Genomic DNA, 15,881 nt, shown 5'->3' with positions numbered 1-15,881 from the left:
ATTGGTAGTCATTTTAATAAAAATGTTACAACTTAATTGTCTTCCTCTATTCTGTTTTCGTCGAATGCAGATGGTAATAACTTAGGTATAAACTTTACAAATAAGGGTAACAACAGCATGCCTCCTGGTAACATAAAGATTGCTAAACTTGGTATTGATTTAAATATATCTAAAAGTTGTGTTTGGATTTTCTTTTGTTCTTCATCTGTAAGATTTCGTTGAGTAGATTGTGCTAAGAGCCACATTACATCTTTACTTTCTCCGAGTTCTTTAATAAGACGCTTGCTATTTCGCTTAATTAATTTAGATACGATTTTGCTACTATTATCATAAAAACTTTGTGCTAAATTTTTAGAACTTAAAAAAGCAACATCTTCTTTATGGGCTTCATAGAAAATATTAATGTCATCTACAGATTTTGTAATATCAGCATCACAAAGTGATAGATCAGTTTTTAGTCGATTTAAAAAAGCACGTTCTTCTTCATCTATAACCATGTCTGTCCAAGATGCCATACAGACTAAATCTATAACATATAATTTTTCTAATTTAGAATTGATAGCGGTAACGGCATCTTCATAATTTGGTAATTCTGAAATTTTGTTGCGTATAGAACTTTCAAATAATTTAATAAGATTTCTATCGTACTCAGTCTTTTCTGCTTTTGCGTCTATAACAGAAAATACGATAGTTTCTAATGCAGATTCTAATTTACTAACATAAGTTTTTATTGCTGTTTCATCCTCTAAGAAACGTTGGTATCCTAAAACATCGACAAATAAAAGTGCATTAATTAAAAAATAATTAAAACTCTTTGAGATAATATTGTCGTCTATATTGATGCGTTTATGAATCATTTTTTCTAACAAACTATCCGATGATTTATCACCAAATAATTCTTCAAAAAAGGACCGCTTTTGATGACTTATTGCCTTGTAATATCTTATGAGATTATCTATAACGTTTTCTTGTGATCCAGATTTTTTATATATAAAATAATACGTAAGTAGTAAATTGATTTTACAGCGTTCTTCTTCAGTAAAATCAACAGTTTTTACAATATCGAGTGCCACTTTAATATTGCTGCCATAGATAAATCCTGTTTGTTTTAATTGATTATAAAACTCAGTAATCTCCATCTCTGAATATAAAGTTTCAGAAACTTGATTAAGAAGTTTTTTTATCCAGCCTGTAGCTGATGGATTCATAGCAATTTTAATTATATGGTAAAGGTAAATTTTAATCTATTATAAAGCTAGTTTTTTTCATTAACAGAAGTTTAACAAAACCGACATTATCATTTTCTCGTAGGTAGAACAGAGAACAAACAAATTAACAAATCTCAAAAATTATGAAAAAAACAAAATTTTTAATCGCAACGGCAATATTAGGTATTGCAACTTTTGTTGCTATTGCAGCAGATCACATTGATGCTCCTGCGGTTGCTGGTGGTACAAGTGATATCACAGATTTTTACGCCTTTCAAGGTGAAAACACATCAAATATTGCATTTGTAGCTAATGTACAAGGGTTGTTAGGCTCAGGTAGTGCAACACAGAATGCAGCATTTGATGAAAATGTATTAATAGAATTTAATATTGATACTACAGGTGATAATGTAGAAGACCTAGTTATACAAGCTGTCGCAAGAGATGGTAAAATGTATGTTTTCGGACCAGTTGCACCAAGCCAAACAGGACTAAACAGTTCAATTGCTTCTAACGCAGCTAATCAAGTTGTTGTAGATATTACTCCTTACGGTCAAAATGCTATTGTGGAAACTTCTGGAGGTATTATGGCATTTGCAGGCCCTAGAGATGATCCTTTCTTTATGGACTTTAATCGCTACGGAGCTATAATCGGTGGTGTTGAAACTGAATTTGCGAATCCAGGCACAGATACTTTTGCTGGCAGTAATGTTATGTCCTTAGTAGTTGAGGTGCCAAAGTCAATGATTGGCGGATCGGGTACAATTAATACTTGGGTAGAATCTAAGAGAAAACAATAATCTTAAACTTAAAAAAATAGAACACATGAAATTTAATAATATAAAACTTTTTGCAATCGCAATATTAGTGTCTGTAACAGCTTTTAATTGTAGCGATGACGACGATAACGGAGGTGATCAAATGATGGGTCCAGATTTTACAGGCACCTATACACAACAAGACCAAATGGGTAGACCAGCAGTAAATACTGTTTTCGTATCTAGTGGCATGAAGGATGCATTTAACACTACAATACCTTCAGCGCAGAATGCGTCTTTTCAATCTATGTTTCAAACAAATTTAGAAGGTTTAAGTCCTGCTTATAATGATCCAACAGATGCTAATGCCTTAGGTTTAACATCTGCACAGTTCACAGGTTTATTGGCAACAGACGTTTTAAACGTTTCTTTAGATGGTACGACTACATTTTTTGACGGCACAAACGTATTAACAGGGAGAGCGTTAGCAGATGATGTAATTACTGTAGAATTAATCTTAATATTTGGTGGTGAAGCTGGACTTACAAATCCTGAATTTCCCGGATTATCTAATGATAATGTAGACGCGAATGATAAAGCATTTTTAACATCATTTCCTTACCTAGCCACACCTTGGTAAGTCATTTATAAAACTTTTAAATTCTGAGGTAAAGCCTCTGGTTTTGCTTCAGAATTATTTTCCTAACACACTTAAAAAACTCAAAAATCATGATACGTAAGAAACTATTTCCCCTTATTATTTTAGTGCTAATTTTTAGTTGTAATTCTAAAAAAGTAACTAATCATAAAGATTATACAGCCTATTTAAATACCGTTATAAATGACACAGACTTAAATTCTAGCGTTCAGTTATTAACTAGGAAAATAGAAGCAACTCCCAATCAGTTTACACACTTAGCACAGCGTGCAGGTTCATATTCACAATTATTTAATACTACAGGAGATATTACCTATTTAATTAAAGCCGAAAAGGATTTAATTGAAGCAATAAAAATCACTGGTAGAAAATTCCCTTCATTTCTAAAAAGCTTAGCTGTAAATTATATTTCTCAACACCGCTTTAAAGAAGCATTAGTATTGTTAGAAGAAGCAGAAACCAATGGCGAAAAGTTAAACGGAACTAAAAAAATGCTTTTTGATGTACACTTAGAACTAGGCAATTATATCTATGCTGAGGCGTATTTAAACCAAATAAAAAACACATCAGATTTCGATTATCTTATCCGACTTGCAAAGTGGGAAGACCATAAGGGGAATTTAGAAGGTGCCATAGAAAATATGGAGAAGGCTACTGTTGTTGCAGAATCTTCTAACCTTAAAGGAATTAAAAAATGGTCGTACACTAATCTGGCTGATTTTTATGGTCATGCTGGTGATATTGAAAAATCGTATAACCATTTCTTAAAAGCGTTAGAAATAGATCCAAATGACGCGTATGCAAAGAAAGGTATTGCATGGATTTTATATTCTCACGAAAATAATCCTGAAGAAGCACTTGCTATTTTAGACAACGTATCTACCTATTATAGTGCACCAGATTATGACTTACTAAAAGCAGAAATAGCAGAATATAAAAACGATAATTTCTTAAAATCAGCATCTTTAGCGCGCTATAAAGAAGCTGTAAAAAACACACTTTATGGAGACATGTACAATAAGTATAATGTTATGCTATATACTGAAGATTTCTCTTCACCAGAATTAGCCTTAGAAATTGCGAATCGCGAAGTAGAAAACAGACCAACACCACAGTCATACGACTTACTAGCTTGGAGTTACTTTAAATTAGGTGACATAGATAAAGCAAATACAATTATTGAAGCATATGTAGACGGTAAAACCTCAGAGCCAGAGGTCTTATATCATATAGCAGAAATATATAAAGCTGTCGGTAAAATAGAAAAAGTACAACCTTTAAAAGACGAATTAATTGCGAGTCTTTATGAGTTAGGTCCTATGATGGAAATAAAAATTAAACAACTGTAATAATGAGCAAACACATTTTAGTACTGCTACTTTTTGGTTGTTTATCTATACTTAGTCAAGCTCAAAATCTAAAGGGTTTAGTTACAAATAAAGGTGTTCAGCCCTTAGAAGGTGCATACGTATATAATTTAACAACAGAAACTCATGCGCATACCTCAGAAACAGGCGTTTTTATAATACTAAATACTAAAAAAGGAGATTCTTTAAGAGTTGGTTTATTAGGCTATAAAGCTAAAACTTTAGTATTAGATTCTGACGCTTATTTAAAAATTATGCTTCAAGAAAAAGCATTTCAATTAGATGAATTAGTGATAGAAGAAGAACTAAACACAGCGAGGACAATTTCGAGATTAGATTTAAAGGTAACTCCCGTAAATTCTTCTCAAGAAGTCCTTCGTAAAGTACCTGGCCTTTTTATAGGACAGCATGCAGGTGGAGGTAAAGCAGAACAAATATTTCTTCGTGGATTTGATATAGATCATGGTACCGATATTGCTTTATCTGTGGATGGTATGCCAGTAAATATGGTGTCTCACGCACATGGCCAAGGTTATAGTGATTTGCACTTTGTAATACCAGAAACCATAAATAAAATAGATTTTGGTAAAGGAGGTTATTATGCTGCAGAAGGAGATTTTAACACAGCGGGTTATGTAAATTTTAAAACTAAAGATTATTTAAAAGAAAGCAGTATTTCGTTTTCTGTAGGTCAGTTTAATACCCTTAGAACTGTTGGTTTATTTAATCTTTTAGAAAACACAAAAAAGCAGAATGCTTATGTTGCTATGGAATATATAGCCACTGACGGACCGTTTGAGTCACCACAAAATTTTAATCGTTTAAATCTGTTTGGTAAATATGTAATGTTTACTCCAGAGAATGATAGGTTAACCTTAACAGCTTCACATTTTACAAGCCGTTGGGATGCCTCTGGACAAGTGCCACAGCGCGAAGTCGATAACGGAAACATTACACGTTTTGGTGCTATTGATGATACCGAAGGTGGCACTACAGAGCGGACAAATTTCAATGTTACATTCGACAAGTATATTAATGATAATACTAAGTTTAGTGCCAATGCTTTTTACTCTCATTATGCATTTGAACTATATTCTAATTTCACTTTCTTTTTAGAAGATCCTATTAATGGTGATCAAATAAAGCAGAAAGAAGACCGAAACATTTTTGGTGCAAACACAGCAATTACTTATAATACCTATTTGGGTGATACCGAGTTAACTTTAACAACTGGTTTGGGTGTAAGACATGATATTGTGGACGATGTAGAATTATCACGAACTTTAAATAGAAGAACGACTTTAGAAACCGTTCAGTTAGGAGATATAGACCAAACGAATATTGATGCTTATGTTAATGCTGAATTTGAATTTGGGAAACTAAAAATAGCACCAGCCTTACGTATAGATTATTTCAAATATTTATACAACGACGCCTTGCAAACGACATTTGAAACTCAATCTGAAACGAAAACAATTTTAAGTCCTAAATTAAATTTCTTTTACAACGCTGAAGATAATTTACAACTGTTTTTAAAATCTGGTTTAGGTTTTCATTCTAACGATGCTAGAGTAGTGGTTGCTAATGACGGTAAAGATATATTACCACGTAGTTACGGAGCAGATTTAGGTTCGGTATGGAAGCCGTTTCCAAAATTAGTGGTTAATTCGGCCTTATGGTATTTGTTTTTAGAACAAGAGTTTGTATATGTTGGTGATGCTGGTATTGTAGAGCCTAGTGGAAAAACAAGACGTTACGGATTAGATTTGGGCTTACGTTATCAAATAAATGACTGGTTATTTTTAGATACAGACGCGACGTTAACTAATGCGAGAAGTATAGATGATACCGAAGGACAGAACTTTATTCCTTTAGCACCAGACTTTACTTTAACAGGTGGTTTATCTGTTATCAATTATAACGGATTTTCTGGCGGATTACAATTTAGATATTTAGATGATAGAGCGGCAAATGAAGATAATAGCATTGTAGCTGAAGGGTATTTTGTCACCGATTTTAATATCAATTACCAACTGAATGATTTAACATTAGGTCTAAGCGTAGAAAATCTGTTTGATGTGGATTGGAACGAAACACAGTTTGCGACAGAATCGCGCTTACAAAACGAAGCACAATCAGTAGAAGAAATACATTTTACACCAGGAGTACCATTTTTTATAAAAGGAACAGTAAGCTACAGGTTTTAAAACATATCAACACACGGTTTGTGGGGAAGCAAACGGTGTTAAGTTGATTGATTGCTGGCAAAGAAGATTAGCTGCTGATTACAGTTAATCGGTATCATAATTACATACTTATGATATTTTTTGAGTTTTTTTGTTAGTTAAACACCCATACGAAAGTGTGGGTGTTTTTTTAAAGGCTTGTGTAGGTGGTTTAATTATAATTTATAACTATCGTAAGTGTTTTTACTATTTTTAATAGTTGCTGTAAAATATTGTTAGAGTAATTTATTAATTAATCTTTCATAATATTCAATTGCTACATCTACGTCCACATCTAAATGACTTGGAAGTGGTCCTTCTATATTTGTAATTTTGCCATTCTTATCAATAAAAATATTTTCAGGATATGGGTATGAAGCAATTTCCTTTATAAAAGTTTCAACATTTGTAATATGAGTAAACTCAAATCTGCGTTTTTTTAAGAATTTCTGAACATCCTCTTTTTTTTCATAAGTTAAAGACACAAAATTTACTTTATCAGCATATTTTTCTTTTAGTCTATTAAGCGCTGGCATTTCTGCAATACAGCCAGGACATTGAATAAACCATAGATTTATAAAAGTTGGTTTATTTTGTTTACCTCCAATAATTACTTCTTTTCCATTAATTGACTTGAAATTTTGTTTCAGAATTTTCATTCCAATTTTTTTATAATCTTCAGCTCTAACAATATATTTGTCTTCTAGCCTCATATCATATTTAAAATTCTGAATTATAGAATCTGAAGATTTATCTAGTTTATAAAATTTCCAAACTATTTTTGGTTTTGCAACTGAGTCTATGTAGTCTAATGTGAAAGATGCTTGATATTTTTCGAATTCTGTTTTATTTAGTATTTCTCCTGTAAAAAGATTTTTGTAAAAATTTGGTTGAGGTCTTTCGTTGCCGCAGCTTAATATTAAAGTTAAAATTAGGATTAAAAAAAGATATTTCATCAAAGGTTAGTTTTCGTTTCTTCTAGTTAATGTGTTTATGTATAATTTCCTTTTGCATCGCCATACCCAAACGATTTATTACAGCTGTCGCCGTAAGTAGTTTATTCATTTATTATTGCGATTTTTTCGTTCACTTTATCTATGAAATCGTGTAAATAGTTTGGGACGTTATTTTTTATTTGATCAATTCTCCAGCTTTTTATATTTCCATTCTCTGAATATTGAATAAAAATTCCTCCTGCATCTACACAATCTGGACATCCAATACTACTTTCAGTAACGCTAAGAAGTTGGTTTGGAAAGAAATCTTCTAAATCTCTAACTAGATTAAACGTCTCAGTATTTAGTTCTACAAATTCTAAATTTTGCCCTAGATAGTCGTCTATAGTGTCTTCAAATAATTTTTCGTTAGTTAATTTAAATGTCTCAATACAACCTTCACCTCCACATTCTCCATAGAAATGTCCAAAAATTAAAAAGTTTTGTTCATTTAGTTCTATACCACTATCGTCATTGCTGCACGACGATAAAAGTCCTGCGGCTAATATTATTATAATTATCTTTTTCATAATGATTGTCTTAAAAAATATACCTCGATGGCCTTTAAATAGCATTTGGTAAATAATTATATACAGTTTTGGTCATTGTTAATTCTAATTTAGTGCTAAATCGGGCATTTATCTGAAAGCTGATAGAAAAATTTTAGTTTATATTTTTTATGAGCATTTTTTTCAGTGCTTTTTTTTGTAAAACTTTCGCAATCTTTAAAATATTCTGAGAGTTGTTTTAGACTAAACTTATCAGAAGATGAAGTACTATTATAGCTAAATAGTATAGAATTAGAGTTTGGTTTGGTTATATATGTTTTTCCACCATTTTTTCCAGGTTTAGCATAATAATAGAAATCAACATTTTTTCCTGAGTAATTTAATTTTGCTAATCTGCCTTGTTCTTCGTTAGTATTATATATGACTTTAAAGTGCCTGATATATGTTTCTATTTTATATTCATCCGGATTATCACTTTTTTCAAGAATATTTTGGTATTGTTTAGATGCCTTAATCTCTTTAAGTTGAGTAACAATTAATTGAGGAGGTGCTTGCGTTATATTGTCAATATCAGAAATTTGATAAGAAACACAATCTTTATTCTTTTTTCCATTACATAATTTTACTTTACCATTAAATTCTATTCCTTGAGAATTATTAAGTTTTAATGTACCCTCTTTAATGGTTCCGTTATTAAATACAATTTTATCTATTGTAGGAATTGCGTTCTGAGAAAATGTATAAAAGCAGTTAACCAATAGAATTAGTATAATGATGTAACTTTTCAATTTCATAATATTCTATCTAAATTTTTTGAGTTTTGTTCTACTTACGATTAACGGTCTTGTGTATGATTTCGTTACATTAACTACTAAGATAGCAAAAATGGACTGTGTAAATGAAATTTGAGAGAATTTCCTAGATATTCAATGAACACCATAAAGCAATAAATTATGCGTGTTGTTGCGCAACGTTTATTTCATTCTGAATTCTATCAACTTCAGATTCTATTAAAGGTTTTAGATTAAGCTCTCTAATCTTTTTAATAAGCTCATTTGCTTCTTTAAAATTCTTTCGTTCAAGTTCTATATGAGCTAAATTTAGTAATGCTATCGACGTATCGTTTTCTGTTCTTAATCCAATCTCTAATGCTTTACTCCACTGAGAATAGCTTTTCTCCCAATCTTTATTATTAGATGTAATTGCGCCTCGTATAAAATGATAATAGCTTTTTTGCCTTTTGTTTAGTGTATCTGAATTTTTAATTTTAGAAATTAATTTTTCTGCTTTTTCATAATTTCCTTTATTTAATTCTTGTAAAGCGATATAAACAGTCCCATATCTATAATGCCCATAAATAAATAGCACGGCTGCAACTAACATCATTGACATATTTAAATACTCCTCCTTCATAAAATAGAAAAAAGTAGCAATAAGACTTATACAGACTAAGATTATTCGTATCAATGGGTTAAACATTTAATTAAGATTTTTTTAAAGATGTTGCACAACGTGTTTGTTTATTATTCCGTTGCGTTATGCACTAAGATAGCAAAAATGAACTGCGTAAAGGAAATTTGAGAGAATTGCCTTGATACTCTTTAAACCATCTTACAATTAATTATACATCTTGTTGTTTAACCTTATTCTTATTCTTTAAGGATTTTAAATGTTTTCTCTATTCCACCTATACTTGTCGTTAGAATATAAATGCCTTTTTGAAATTTAGATAAGTCAACCTTAGTTTGCTGAGAATTAATACTTGAAGAGTATATTTGTTCGCCAATTATCGAAAAAAGCTGTAGTTTATCTCGCTTTGAAAACGACGAATAGTAGGTCTTTATTATAAGTTCGGAGCTAGTAGGATTAGGATAAATAACTGTTTGATTGTTAAAATCAAATAAATCTGTTGAAAGAAGAGCTCCACTGTAGCAAGAATTAATAAATGCTGAACTTCCTTCAGTACTATTAGATAATGTAGCATCTTCAAATTTACAAATACATCGACCATCACTTTCCTTATATGTTATATATGGCGCGTCTGTTTCAAATGCTTTAAATGTGCATTGCTCGAAGGTTAACGGACCCGAAACTGTTTGAGTCATATGATTCCAATTTGAAAAAAGTGTAGTTCCACCATTCCAAAAGTTTAGACCAGATTGTTGATTAAACTCACAAGGTTTCAGGAATAATAAATAAAGGGAACCAGTTCCGCCAAGACCAACACCACCACCAAAATTTATAGCAATCGAGCCATCTCCTCTTAAATCACCAACAAAAGATATTGATCTAGAAAAACGTTCTTCAGAACCTTCATCAAAAACAAGATTAAAGCCGCCTTCTGTTTCATCTATTTTGGTGTAAGTTTTTACAGTTTTATCACTATTAAGATAAAGGATATAGGCATCACCTAAACCTTGTTGATTTGCACCTGTTATTAAATCTATTATACCATCTCCGTTAAGATCGCCTGCAGCGCACATGGCATGACCAAATTGCCCACCAAAAGTACCGTTAGGGTTTAAATCTGTATCTAAATTATCATTAAAACCATTAAGACCTTCTGTGATTTTCAATTTAGAAACTACATTATAAGTTGAATTATCTAGGGAAAGTATCCAAATTGCTCCTTTTCCGCCATCAGACATAAAGGCGCCAACTGCCATTTCTTTTGTTCCATCACCATCTATATCTCCCAGCATGGCGACTTCTCGGCCGCCAAATTGATCACCAGCTACTAATCCTGAACCAAAACCACCACTACTAGGGTTTATTAATACTGTTTGTGCTGGAATGACTTGCGAATTACTATTTAAGAAAAGTATGCTAATAGCACCGATATTATTGCCTCCTATATCGGAACCAGGATCACAAGCCACCAAATCAATTCTTCCATCATTATTTAAATCGCCAACTGCTGTAAGTCCTTGGGCAATAATATTTGAATTTTTAACAAAGCTTTTTACCGTTCCGTTGCTATTTAAATGAATAATATATAATGCTCTATTACTTGAGGCTGGCGCAGAAACTGCTACATCTGGAATCCCGTCATTATCGTAATCCCCAATGCCAGCAACACCATAACCAAAAAAATTATTGGAGAGTAAAGTCTCGTTAAATCCACCTTCTAGCATAGAAATTTTTTGATTAGATTGTACTGTTCCATCACTATTCATAAATACGATATAAGCTGCACCTGCATCTATTGCACCATCATCATCAGAACGAGCACCAATTATGAGGTCAATTACTCCATCTCCATTAATATCACCTACTTGGTCATGGTCGCGTGCAAATCGATCTCCGGAGTCTAAGTCTGCAATGAATCCTCCAGAGCCTTCTTCAATTTTCACATATCCATCTGGTCCCCATTGGGTCGTTACTTGTGCTACAGAAAAAGTTGCATGAAAAAATAGTGCTAAAACCATCGTAAGCCTAATACATCTAAATAGCATATTAAAGTTTTTCTATTTAGACTTAAATAATGTGAAAAGGTTTAATACTTGGTTAGCTCTTTCTTATTTATAGCCTACGCGTATGTATACAAAAAGTAGCGGATTTCTACTCACTAACTTTTAGTTTAGCACTGACCTTTGTTTTATGTTTATATCTTAGTTGTGTAAATTAAAAAACTATTACTCATACAGCGAGTTAGGTACTACTATTTTTCCTTTATATCGTTAATAATCCATTCCATCATATTATCTATTCCTTTAGAATAACTTTGCCAATCATATTCAATTAATACATCAGGTTGTACCCCTTGTGTTACCTTATCTTGAAATCTGAAAAGACGTTTTGAATATGTAACTGTCATTCCTGAATTTGGAAGTGTAAATTGTCCCATATCTTGATATCCTGACGGATTCGAGCCTGTTGGTTCTCCTACAATTTTTGCATTTAGGATTTGCCTAAATTGCGAAGCATTACTAGTAGCCGCTGAAAAAGTTACTTTATCCGTTAAAACATAAACTCCAGACTTCCAATCAATATTATCTGCTAAGTTTAGATAATAGGCTAAAAATGTTCCTACAAAAAAATCTCCACCACCATTATTTCTTAAATCAATGACAATTTGTTTGATGTTATTGTTATTGATATGGTTTAAAACTGATGCTCCAAACGTCTCCATTTCTTCAAAAGAAGGATAACTTTCGAATTTTATATAAATCGCTTGAGTAGTTTTTATAGGGCTAAACCAAAGATAGTCGTGTTTTAGGTCGATTGGTTTTTCTATTTCAGGAATTACAGTTTCAAGACTTTTAAATTCAACATTTTCATAATAGTCTTTACTGTTTATAGATTTTAAGGTTACTTCTGTTTTCCTTTCGTTTTCATCTAGAAATGTAAAAATTGCGTCAAATTCTTTTTGAGTTAAATGTAAGCCATAAAGTAATTCTGATATCATTGAATATTGAGCTACTCTAATAATCTTGGATTGTTCATTTTCAACATATTGTGCTATCTTACTAACTTCATCTTCGACTTGTTCCATTGGTTTTCCGTCAATTGCTATCAATTCTTTACCTAAGATATCGTTATGCTTCTCAGTTGTTTTAATAACTCTCCACTGTCCGTTTACTTTATATATCTCAATTGGGAATAAGTGTGTTTCGAGACCTCTTGTTGAAAATGCTGTGTGTCCATCTCCAATTTTTCGAGTTAATCGCATTAGGTCAATGATTACATCTGTATCAGTTTTTTTATTCAAGTTAGATTTCAACTTTTGCAATTCTTGTTCAAATTCGACCTTACTGATAGTGTTGTACAAATCAATATGTTTTTTTTCAAGATTGGTTTTATAAAAGTCGATGTCTTCTGTCCAATTCGCTATGTCTATAGATTGAGAACAAGCGTTTGAAATAATCATCAGACAGAGAATGGTCGTTAAAAATCTAATCATAATTTATTTTTTTAATTCGATATGTAAATTGGATATGGTTTACTATTTTTTATTTTTTTTTACTCCATTTCCAAGAGCAGCTCCAATTACTAAACCAGCGCCAGCTCCTAAAGACATACCAATTGCAATATTATTTGTCAAGATTCCAATGCAAAGTCCAATTCCTGCACCAAAAAGGACACCTATGGTTATATTTTTGTTTTTCATAATTTATGTTTTTATTAATTTAATTTGAAATGATTATTTAATTTAAATCAGGGAAATTTGTTGGTTCTAGAAATAAATTATTCGACCTGAACCAAAATCCAATTTAAAATAATCTCAAGTGCTTGTGGTGAAAACGTTTGGTCAATTGCACTGTATTCATCCATTTCGCCAGTTTCTGCTTCTTGAAAAAGATGATTTAGTCCTTCTAGTTCAATTATTTTAAAGTTTTTATTGTTCGCCTTTTCTAGTGCTTTTCTAATGCCTTCTTGATGGATTTTTGCTGGTACTTGTTTGTCTTTTGTTCCATTTAATGATAATACAGGTATTGTAATTTTAGCATATTCATCTGCTGGATTGTAATTATAAAAATATCTCATCCAAGGTGTTGTTCTTGCTGACACTAAGCTATTTAGAACTTGTTCTGTCTTCTCGTCTGAACCTAACATAGGTTTTAAAATTGGTGCAACTTCATTTGTGTAGAGTTGCTTTAACTCTGACTGAACTTCAAGCAATTTTTTAGAAGAACTTGCAATATCAATTGCCTTTCTCATTGTGCTATTAAAGGCTTCTTCGTCGGGGACAGGAAATGCCCTCATGCTGATTACTTGATTATACACTAAATCACTTCCTATGATTCCTGTTCCTGCCAATGATATAATAAAAGCAATATCATCTTTTGTTTTATTAGCTGCCAAGGGTGCTATAATACCGCCTTCACTATGACCAATTAGTCCAATATTCTTAGTGTCAATATCATTACGTGTTTTTAAATAATTAATTGCAGCAACAACATCATTTGCAAAATCTTCTGTAGTCGCTGTGCTAAAGGTTCCAGTTGATTCACTGGTGCCTCTATCATCATATCTTAATACGGCGATTCCTCGTTTGGTTAAGTAATCAGCTAAGACTAAAAAAGTTTTATGTCCTACAAAAGTTTGGTCTCTGTCTTGTGGCCCGCTACCAGTAATTAATATAACTACAGGGTGTTTTTTATTCGTTTTTGGACTTGTAAATGTTCCTGCTAATGTTACATCAGCCGTATTGTTTGTAAAATGAACTTCTTCCTCATGATAAGGATATGGTTTTGTTGGCTCTTGAGGTCTTCCAGCAATTGCTTTAGACTTATTTTTTGATTTCTCTAAAATCAATGGAATTGTATTTCCACTTTCTGAAAAATTGCCTTTGATTTTTTGAGTACCTGCATCAAAAATGCCTTCATACTTGATACCTAAGTTAGTCCCATCCACTAAAAGCGTATTATTCTCAAAAGTTGTAGCCTTTGGCTTTAAGCCAGTTACTCTGTTTGTAGGGATATCAATAATTGTTATATAATTATCACTATCCTTTGTAATGTGAAAGTTAAATTCTAAGGTTTTTTCAGCGCTAATTTGCACTTTCCCTGTCCAATTACCTGAAATGTTTTGTGAGTTTGTAGTTGCAAACAATAAGATTGCAAATACTGAGGTTATAATTTTTTTCATCTTTAAAAGTTTCTAGATTTTGTTAGTGTTTTTTCCAAACTCTACTTTTAAAAGCATCGTCAACAGGCGTATTAAAAATGTGATTAAAATAATTGCTCATTGTTTTAATACCAACTCCAGCGATTACACCTAGAATATGGTTTTCGTTATATCCTGCTTTTATAAAGTCATTAATATCTGTTTGAGATGGCAAACCTCTTTTTAAGGTTACAGCTCTGGAAAATAGGCTGAGAGCTTTAAACTTTTCATGAGGTATTTCTACATTATCCCTTATAGCGTTAGTCACTTCAACAGGAACTTTAGTCATATTATCACCTACAAAACTATGGGCAGCCATACAGTATTCACATCCATTTTCGAATGCTATGGAAAGAAATATCACTTCTTGTTCTTGTGGGCTAAAACCAGAATTAGCTCTGAAAGAATTATATGCCGACACATAACCGTCAAGTAAAGCAGTATTGTTTGCCATCCCTAAATACATATTGGGAATCAATCCTAATTTCTTTTGTGTTGTTTGTAAAATTTGACTTGAAATTGCGTCTGCATTTTCAATTGTCTTGGGTTCTAAATTCATTGTTTTTATTGTGTTCATAAGTATTGTTTTTTGTTATTATCAACAGGACCCATAATTGATTGAAATAAAGATCCTGTTGTATGAATGTTTTTCTTATTTATTTTAAATCGTTTCGGTGACACTTTGATTCCATATACCAGTGGCAGCAGTTTGCTTAACAAACGTCTCAAAATCTATGGCTGGTCTACCCAAGACTTTTGCTACATCATCAGAGACTTCTTGATTATCCGGGTTTCCTAATACTTCTTGGAATAAATAACCGAACAGCCATACATAAGAATCTGGTAGGCCTGCTTGTTTCATACCTTCTTTGAATTCGTCTATAGAAATTGGCACAAATTGAATATGTCTGTCAATAGCTTCTGCCATAATTTCGACGACTTGCTTAAAGGTTCTTTTTTGAGGTCCTGTTACAGTTATTGTTTGTCCATTATAAGAATCATCTAAAATAACTTTAGAAACAACATCTGCTATATCATTGACATCGACAAATGGAATTTCAGCCTTTGGCATCGGTAGTGCAACAATACCATTGAGTACAAATTCTAAAAAGGCACCTTCACTAAAGTTTTGATTAAACCATGATGCTCTAACTAAAGTGTAATTTAATCCTGAGTTTGCTACGATTTCCTCGCAAGCTTCCGCTTCTGTCTCGCCTTTACCAGAAAGTAATACTACTTTTTCTAAACCAGCCTCTAAAGCTTTTTCAGTTAGTGCACTAATAGCATCTCTTGAGCCAGGTACTGCTAAATCCGGATAATAAACAATGTATGCTCTATCCATATCTTTTAAAGCTGCGTCAAAGCTATCTGTGTTTTCCCAATCAAATGCTGGATTTGTTTTTCGACCAACAACTCTTACGTTGTGACCTAATTGTGTTAAATTGTTTGCAACTCGGCGACCTGTTTTTCCAGTTCCTCCGATAACTAAAATGTTTTCTGTTTTCATTTCTATTCGTTTTTAAATTGTTAATGATTATTTTGAAACTTTTTG

The 15,881-nt window shown here is 32.1% G+C and carries 15 protein-coding genes; 4 read left to right on the top strand and 11 right to left on the bottom strand.

Translation table 11 applies throughout. The features are described 5' to 3' along the window. Positions 1–32: 32 nt before the first annotated feature. Entirely contained in the window at positions 33–1,208 is a 1,176-nt protein-coding gene (locus ACFWU4_RS11855) for an LETM1-related biofilm-associated protein (RefSeq protein WP_411128123.1), read from the bottom strand. 143 nt (positions 1,209–1,351) lie between these two features. Here ACFWU4_RS11855 and ACFWU4_RS11850 point away from each other — a divergent pair, with 143 nt between their 5' ends. From ACFWU4_RS11850 to ACFWU4_RS11835, 4 genes are all read left to right on the top strand, one after another. After that, positions 1,352–2,008: a DUF4331 family protein gene (locus ACFWU4_RS11850; RefSeq protein ID WP_411128121.1), complete on the top strand. Its 657-nt coding sequence runs from the start codon at positions 1,352–1,354 to the stop codon at positions 2,006–2,008. A 25-nt stretch (positions 2,009–2,033) separates the two neighbouring features. Further along, the gene (locus ACFWU4_RS11845) at positions 2,034–2,606 is read left to right on the top strand and encodes a DUF4331 family protein (protein ID WP_411128119.1); all 573 of its coding nucleotides are present in this window, start codon (positions 2,034–2,036) and stop codon (positions 2,604–2,606) included. A gap of 89 nt (positions 2,607–2,695) precedes the next feature. After that, positions 2,696–3,973 carry a tetratricopeptide repeat protein gene (locus ACFWU4_RS11840; protein WP_411128117.1) on the top strand — a complete coding sequence of 426 codons (1,278 nt, stop codon included), beginning with the start codon at positions 2,696–2,698 and terminating at the stop codon, positions 3,971–3,973. Between the two features lie 2 nt (positions 3,974–3,975). Continuing rightward, entirely contained in the window at positions 3,976–6,198 is a 2,223-nt protein-coding gene (locus tag ACFWU4_RS11835) for a TonB-dependent receptor domain-containing protein (RefSeq protein WP_411128115.1), read from the top strand. A 254-nt stretch (positions 6,199–6,452) separates the two neighbouring features. Here the strand turns inward: ACFWU4_RS11835 and ACFWU4_RS11830 are convergent, their stop codons facing one another. From ACFWU4_RS11830 to ACFWU4_RS11785, 10 genes are all read right to left on the bottom strand, one after another. Then, positions 6,453–7,172, bottom strand: coding sequence for a TlpA family protein disulfide reductase (locus ACFWU4_RS11830; RefSeq protein ID WP_411128113.1), 720 nt, complete (start codon positions 7,170–7,172; stop codon positions 6,453–6,455). 101 nt (positions 7,173–7,273) lie between these two features. Then, complete coding sequence (locus ACFWU4_RS11825) at positions 7,274–7,741, bottom strand: hypothetical protein (protein WP_411128111.1); 468 nt, start codon at positions 7,739–7,741, stop codon at positions 7,274–7,276. A 95-nt stretch (positions 7,742–7,836) separates the two neighbouring features. Further along, positions 7,837–8,514, bottom strand: a complete 678-nt coding sequence (locus tag ACFWU4_RS11820; protein WP_411128109.1) for a hypothetical protein — start codon at positions 8,512–8,514, stop codon at positions 7,837–7,839. A 157-nt stretch (positions 8,515–8,671) separates the two neighbouring features. After that, positions 8,672–9,187, bottom strand: coding sequence for a hypothetical protein (locus ACFWU4_RS11815; protein WP_411128107.1), 516 nt, complete (start codon positions 9,185–9,187; stop codon positions 8,672–8,674). 182 nt (positions 9,188–9,369) lie between these two features. Continuing rightward, entirely contained in the window at positions 9,370–11,175 is a 1,806-nt protein-coding gene (locus ACFWU4_RS11810; RefSeq protein WP_411128105.1) for an FG-GAP-like repeat-containing protein, read from the bottom strand. A 206-nt stretch (positions 11,176–11,381) separates the two neighbouring features. Then, positions 11,382–12,623 (bottom strand): S41 family peptidase, encoded by a 1,242-nt coding sequence (locus ACFWU4_RS11805; RefSeq protein ID WP_411128103.1) that lies wholly within the window; start codon positions 12,621–12,623, stop codon positions 11,382–11,384. Positions 12,624–12,665: 42 nt separating this feature from the next. Further along, on the bottom strand, positions 12,666–12,830 hold the full coding sequence (locus ACFWU4_RS11800; protein ID WP_411128101.1) for a hypothetical protein: 165 nt from the start codon (positions 12,828–12,830) through the stop codon (positions 12,666–12,668). A 77-nt stretch (positions 12,831–12,907) separates the two neighbouring features. Next, complete coding sequence (locus tag ACFWU4_RS11795; RefSeq protein WP_411128099.1) at positions 12,908–14,311, bottom strand: alpha/beta hydrolase family protein; 1,404 nt, start codon at positions 14,309–14,311, stop codon at positions 12,908–12,910. A gap of 22 nt (positions 14,312–14,333) precedes the next feature. Next, positions 14,334–14,906, bottom strand: coding sequence for a carboxymuconolactone decarboxylase family protein (locus tag ACFWU4_RS11790; RefSeq protein WP_411128097.1), 573 nt, complete (start codon positions 14,904–14,906; stop codon positions 14,334–14,336). Between the two features lie 84 nt (positions 14,907–14,990). Further along, positions 14,991–15,836, bottom strand: coding sequence for an NmrA family NAD(P)-binding protein (locus ACFWU4_RS11785; protein ID WP_411128095.1), 846 nt, complete (start codon positions 15,834–15,836; stop codon positions 14,991–14,993). Positions 15,837–15,881 lie beyond the last annotated feature (45 nt).

This window comes from Winogradskyella sp. PE311 (assembly GCF_046545555.1).
In the GTDB taxonomy this organism is placed as follows: Bacteria; Bacteroidota; Bacteroidia; order Flavobacteriales; family Flavobacteriaceae; genus Winogradskyella.
This window is presented reverse-complemented; position numbering and strand designations above follow the sequence as displayed.

Excerpts from the sequence above, each read along its gene's own strand:
- ACFWU4_RS11805 (WP_411128103.1), bottom strand. The coding sequence starts at position 12,623 with ATGATTAGATTTTTAACGACCATTCTCTGTCTGATGATTATTTCAAAC.
- ACFWU4_RS11795 (WP_411128099.1), bottom strand. The coding sequence starts at position 14,311 with ATGAAAAAAATTATAACCTCAGTATTTGCAATCTTATTGTTTGCAACT.
- ACFWU4_RS11790 (WP_411128097.1), bottom strand. The coding sequence starts at position 14,906 with ATGAACACAATAAAAACAATGAATTTAGAACCCAAGACAATTGAAAAT.
- ACFWU4_RS11845 (WP_411128119.1), top strand. The coding sequence starts at position 2,034 with ATGAAATTTAATAATATAAAACTTTTTGCAATCGCAATATTAGTGTCT.
- ACFWU4_RS11810 (WP_411128105.1), bottom strand. The coding sequence starts at position 11,175 with ATGCTATTTAGATGTATTAGGCTTACGATGGTTTTAGCACTATTTTTT.
- ACFWU4_RS11825 (WP_411128111.1), bottom strand. The coding sequence starts at position 7,741 with ATGAAAAAGATAATTATAATAATATTAGCCGCAGGACTTTTATCGTCG.
- ACFWU4_RS11830 (WP_411128113.1), bottom strand. The coding sequence starts at position 7,172 with ATGAAATATCTTTTTTTAATCCTAATTTTAACTTTAATATTAAGCTGC.
- ACFWU4_RS11800 (WP_411128101.1), bottom strand. The coding sequence starts at position 12,830 with ATGAAAAACAAAAATATAACCATAGGTGTCCTTTTTGGTGCAGGAATT.
- ACFWU4_RS11840 (WP_411128117.1), top strand. The coding sequence starts at position 2,696 with ATGATACGTAAGAAACTATTTCCCCTTATTATTTTAGTGCTAATTTTT.
- ACFWU4_RS11850 (WP_411128121.1), top strand. The coding sequence starts at position 1,352 with ATGAAAAAAACAAAATTTTTAATCGCAACGGCAATATTAGGTATTGCA.
- ACFWU4_RS11785 (WP_411128095.1), bottom strand. The coding sequence starts at position 15,836 with ATGAAAACAGAAAACATTTTAGTTATCGGAGGAACTGGAAAAACAGGT.
- ACFWU4_RS11820 (WP_411128109.1), bottom strand. The coding sequence starts at position 8,514 with ATGAAATTGAAAAGTTACATCATTATACTAATTCTATTGGTTAACTGC.
- ACFWU4_RS11855 (WP_411128123.1), bottom strand. The coding sequence starts at position 1,208 with ATGAATCCATCAGCTACAGGCTGGATAAAAAAACTTCTTAATCAAGTT.
- ACFWU4_RS11835 (WP_411128115.1), top strand. The coding sequence starts at position 3,976 with ATGAGCAAACACATTTTAGTACTGCTACTTTTTGGTTGTTTATCTATA.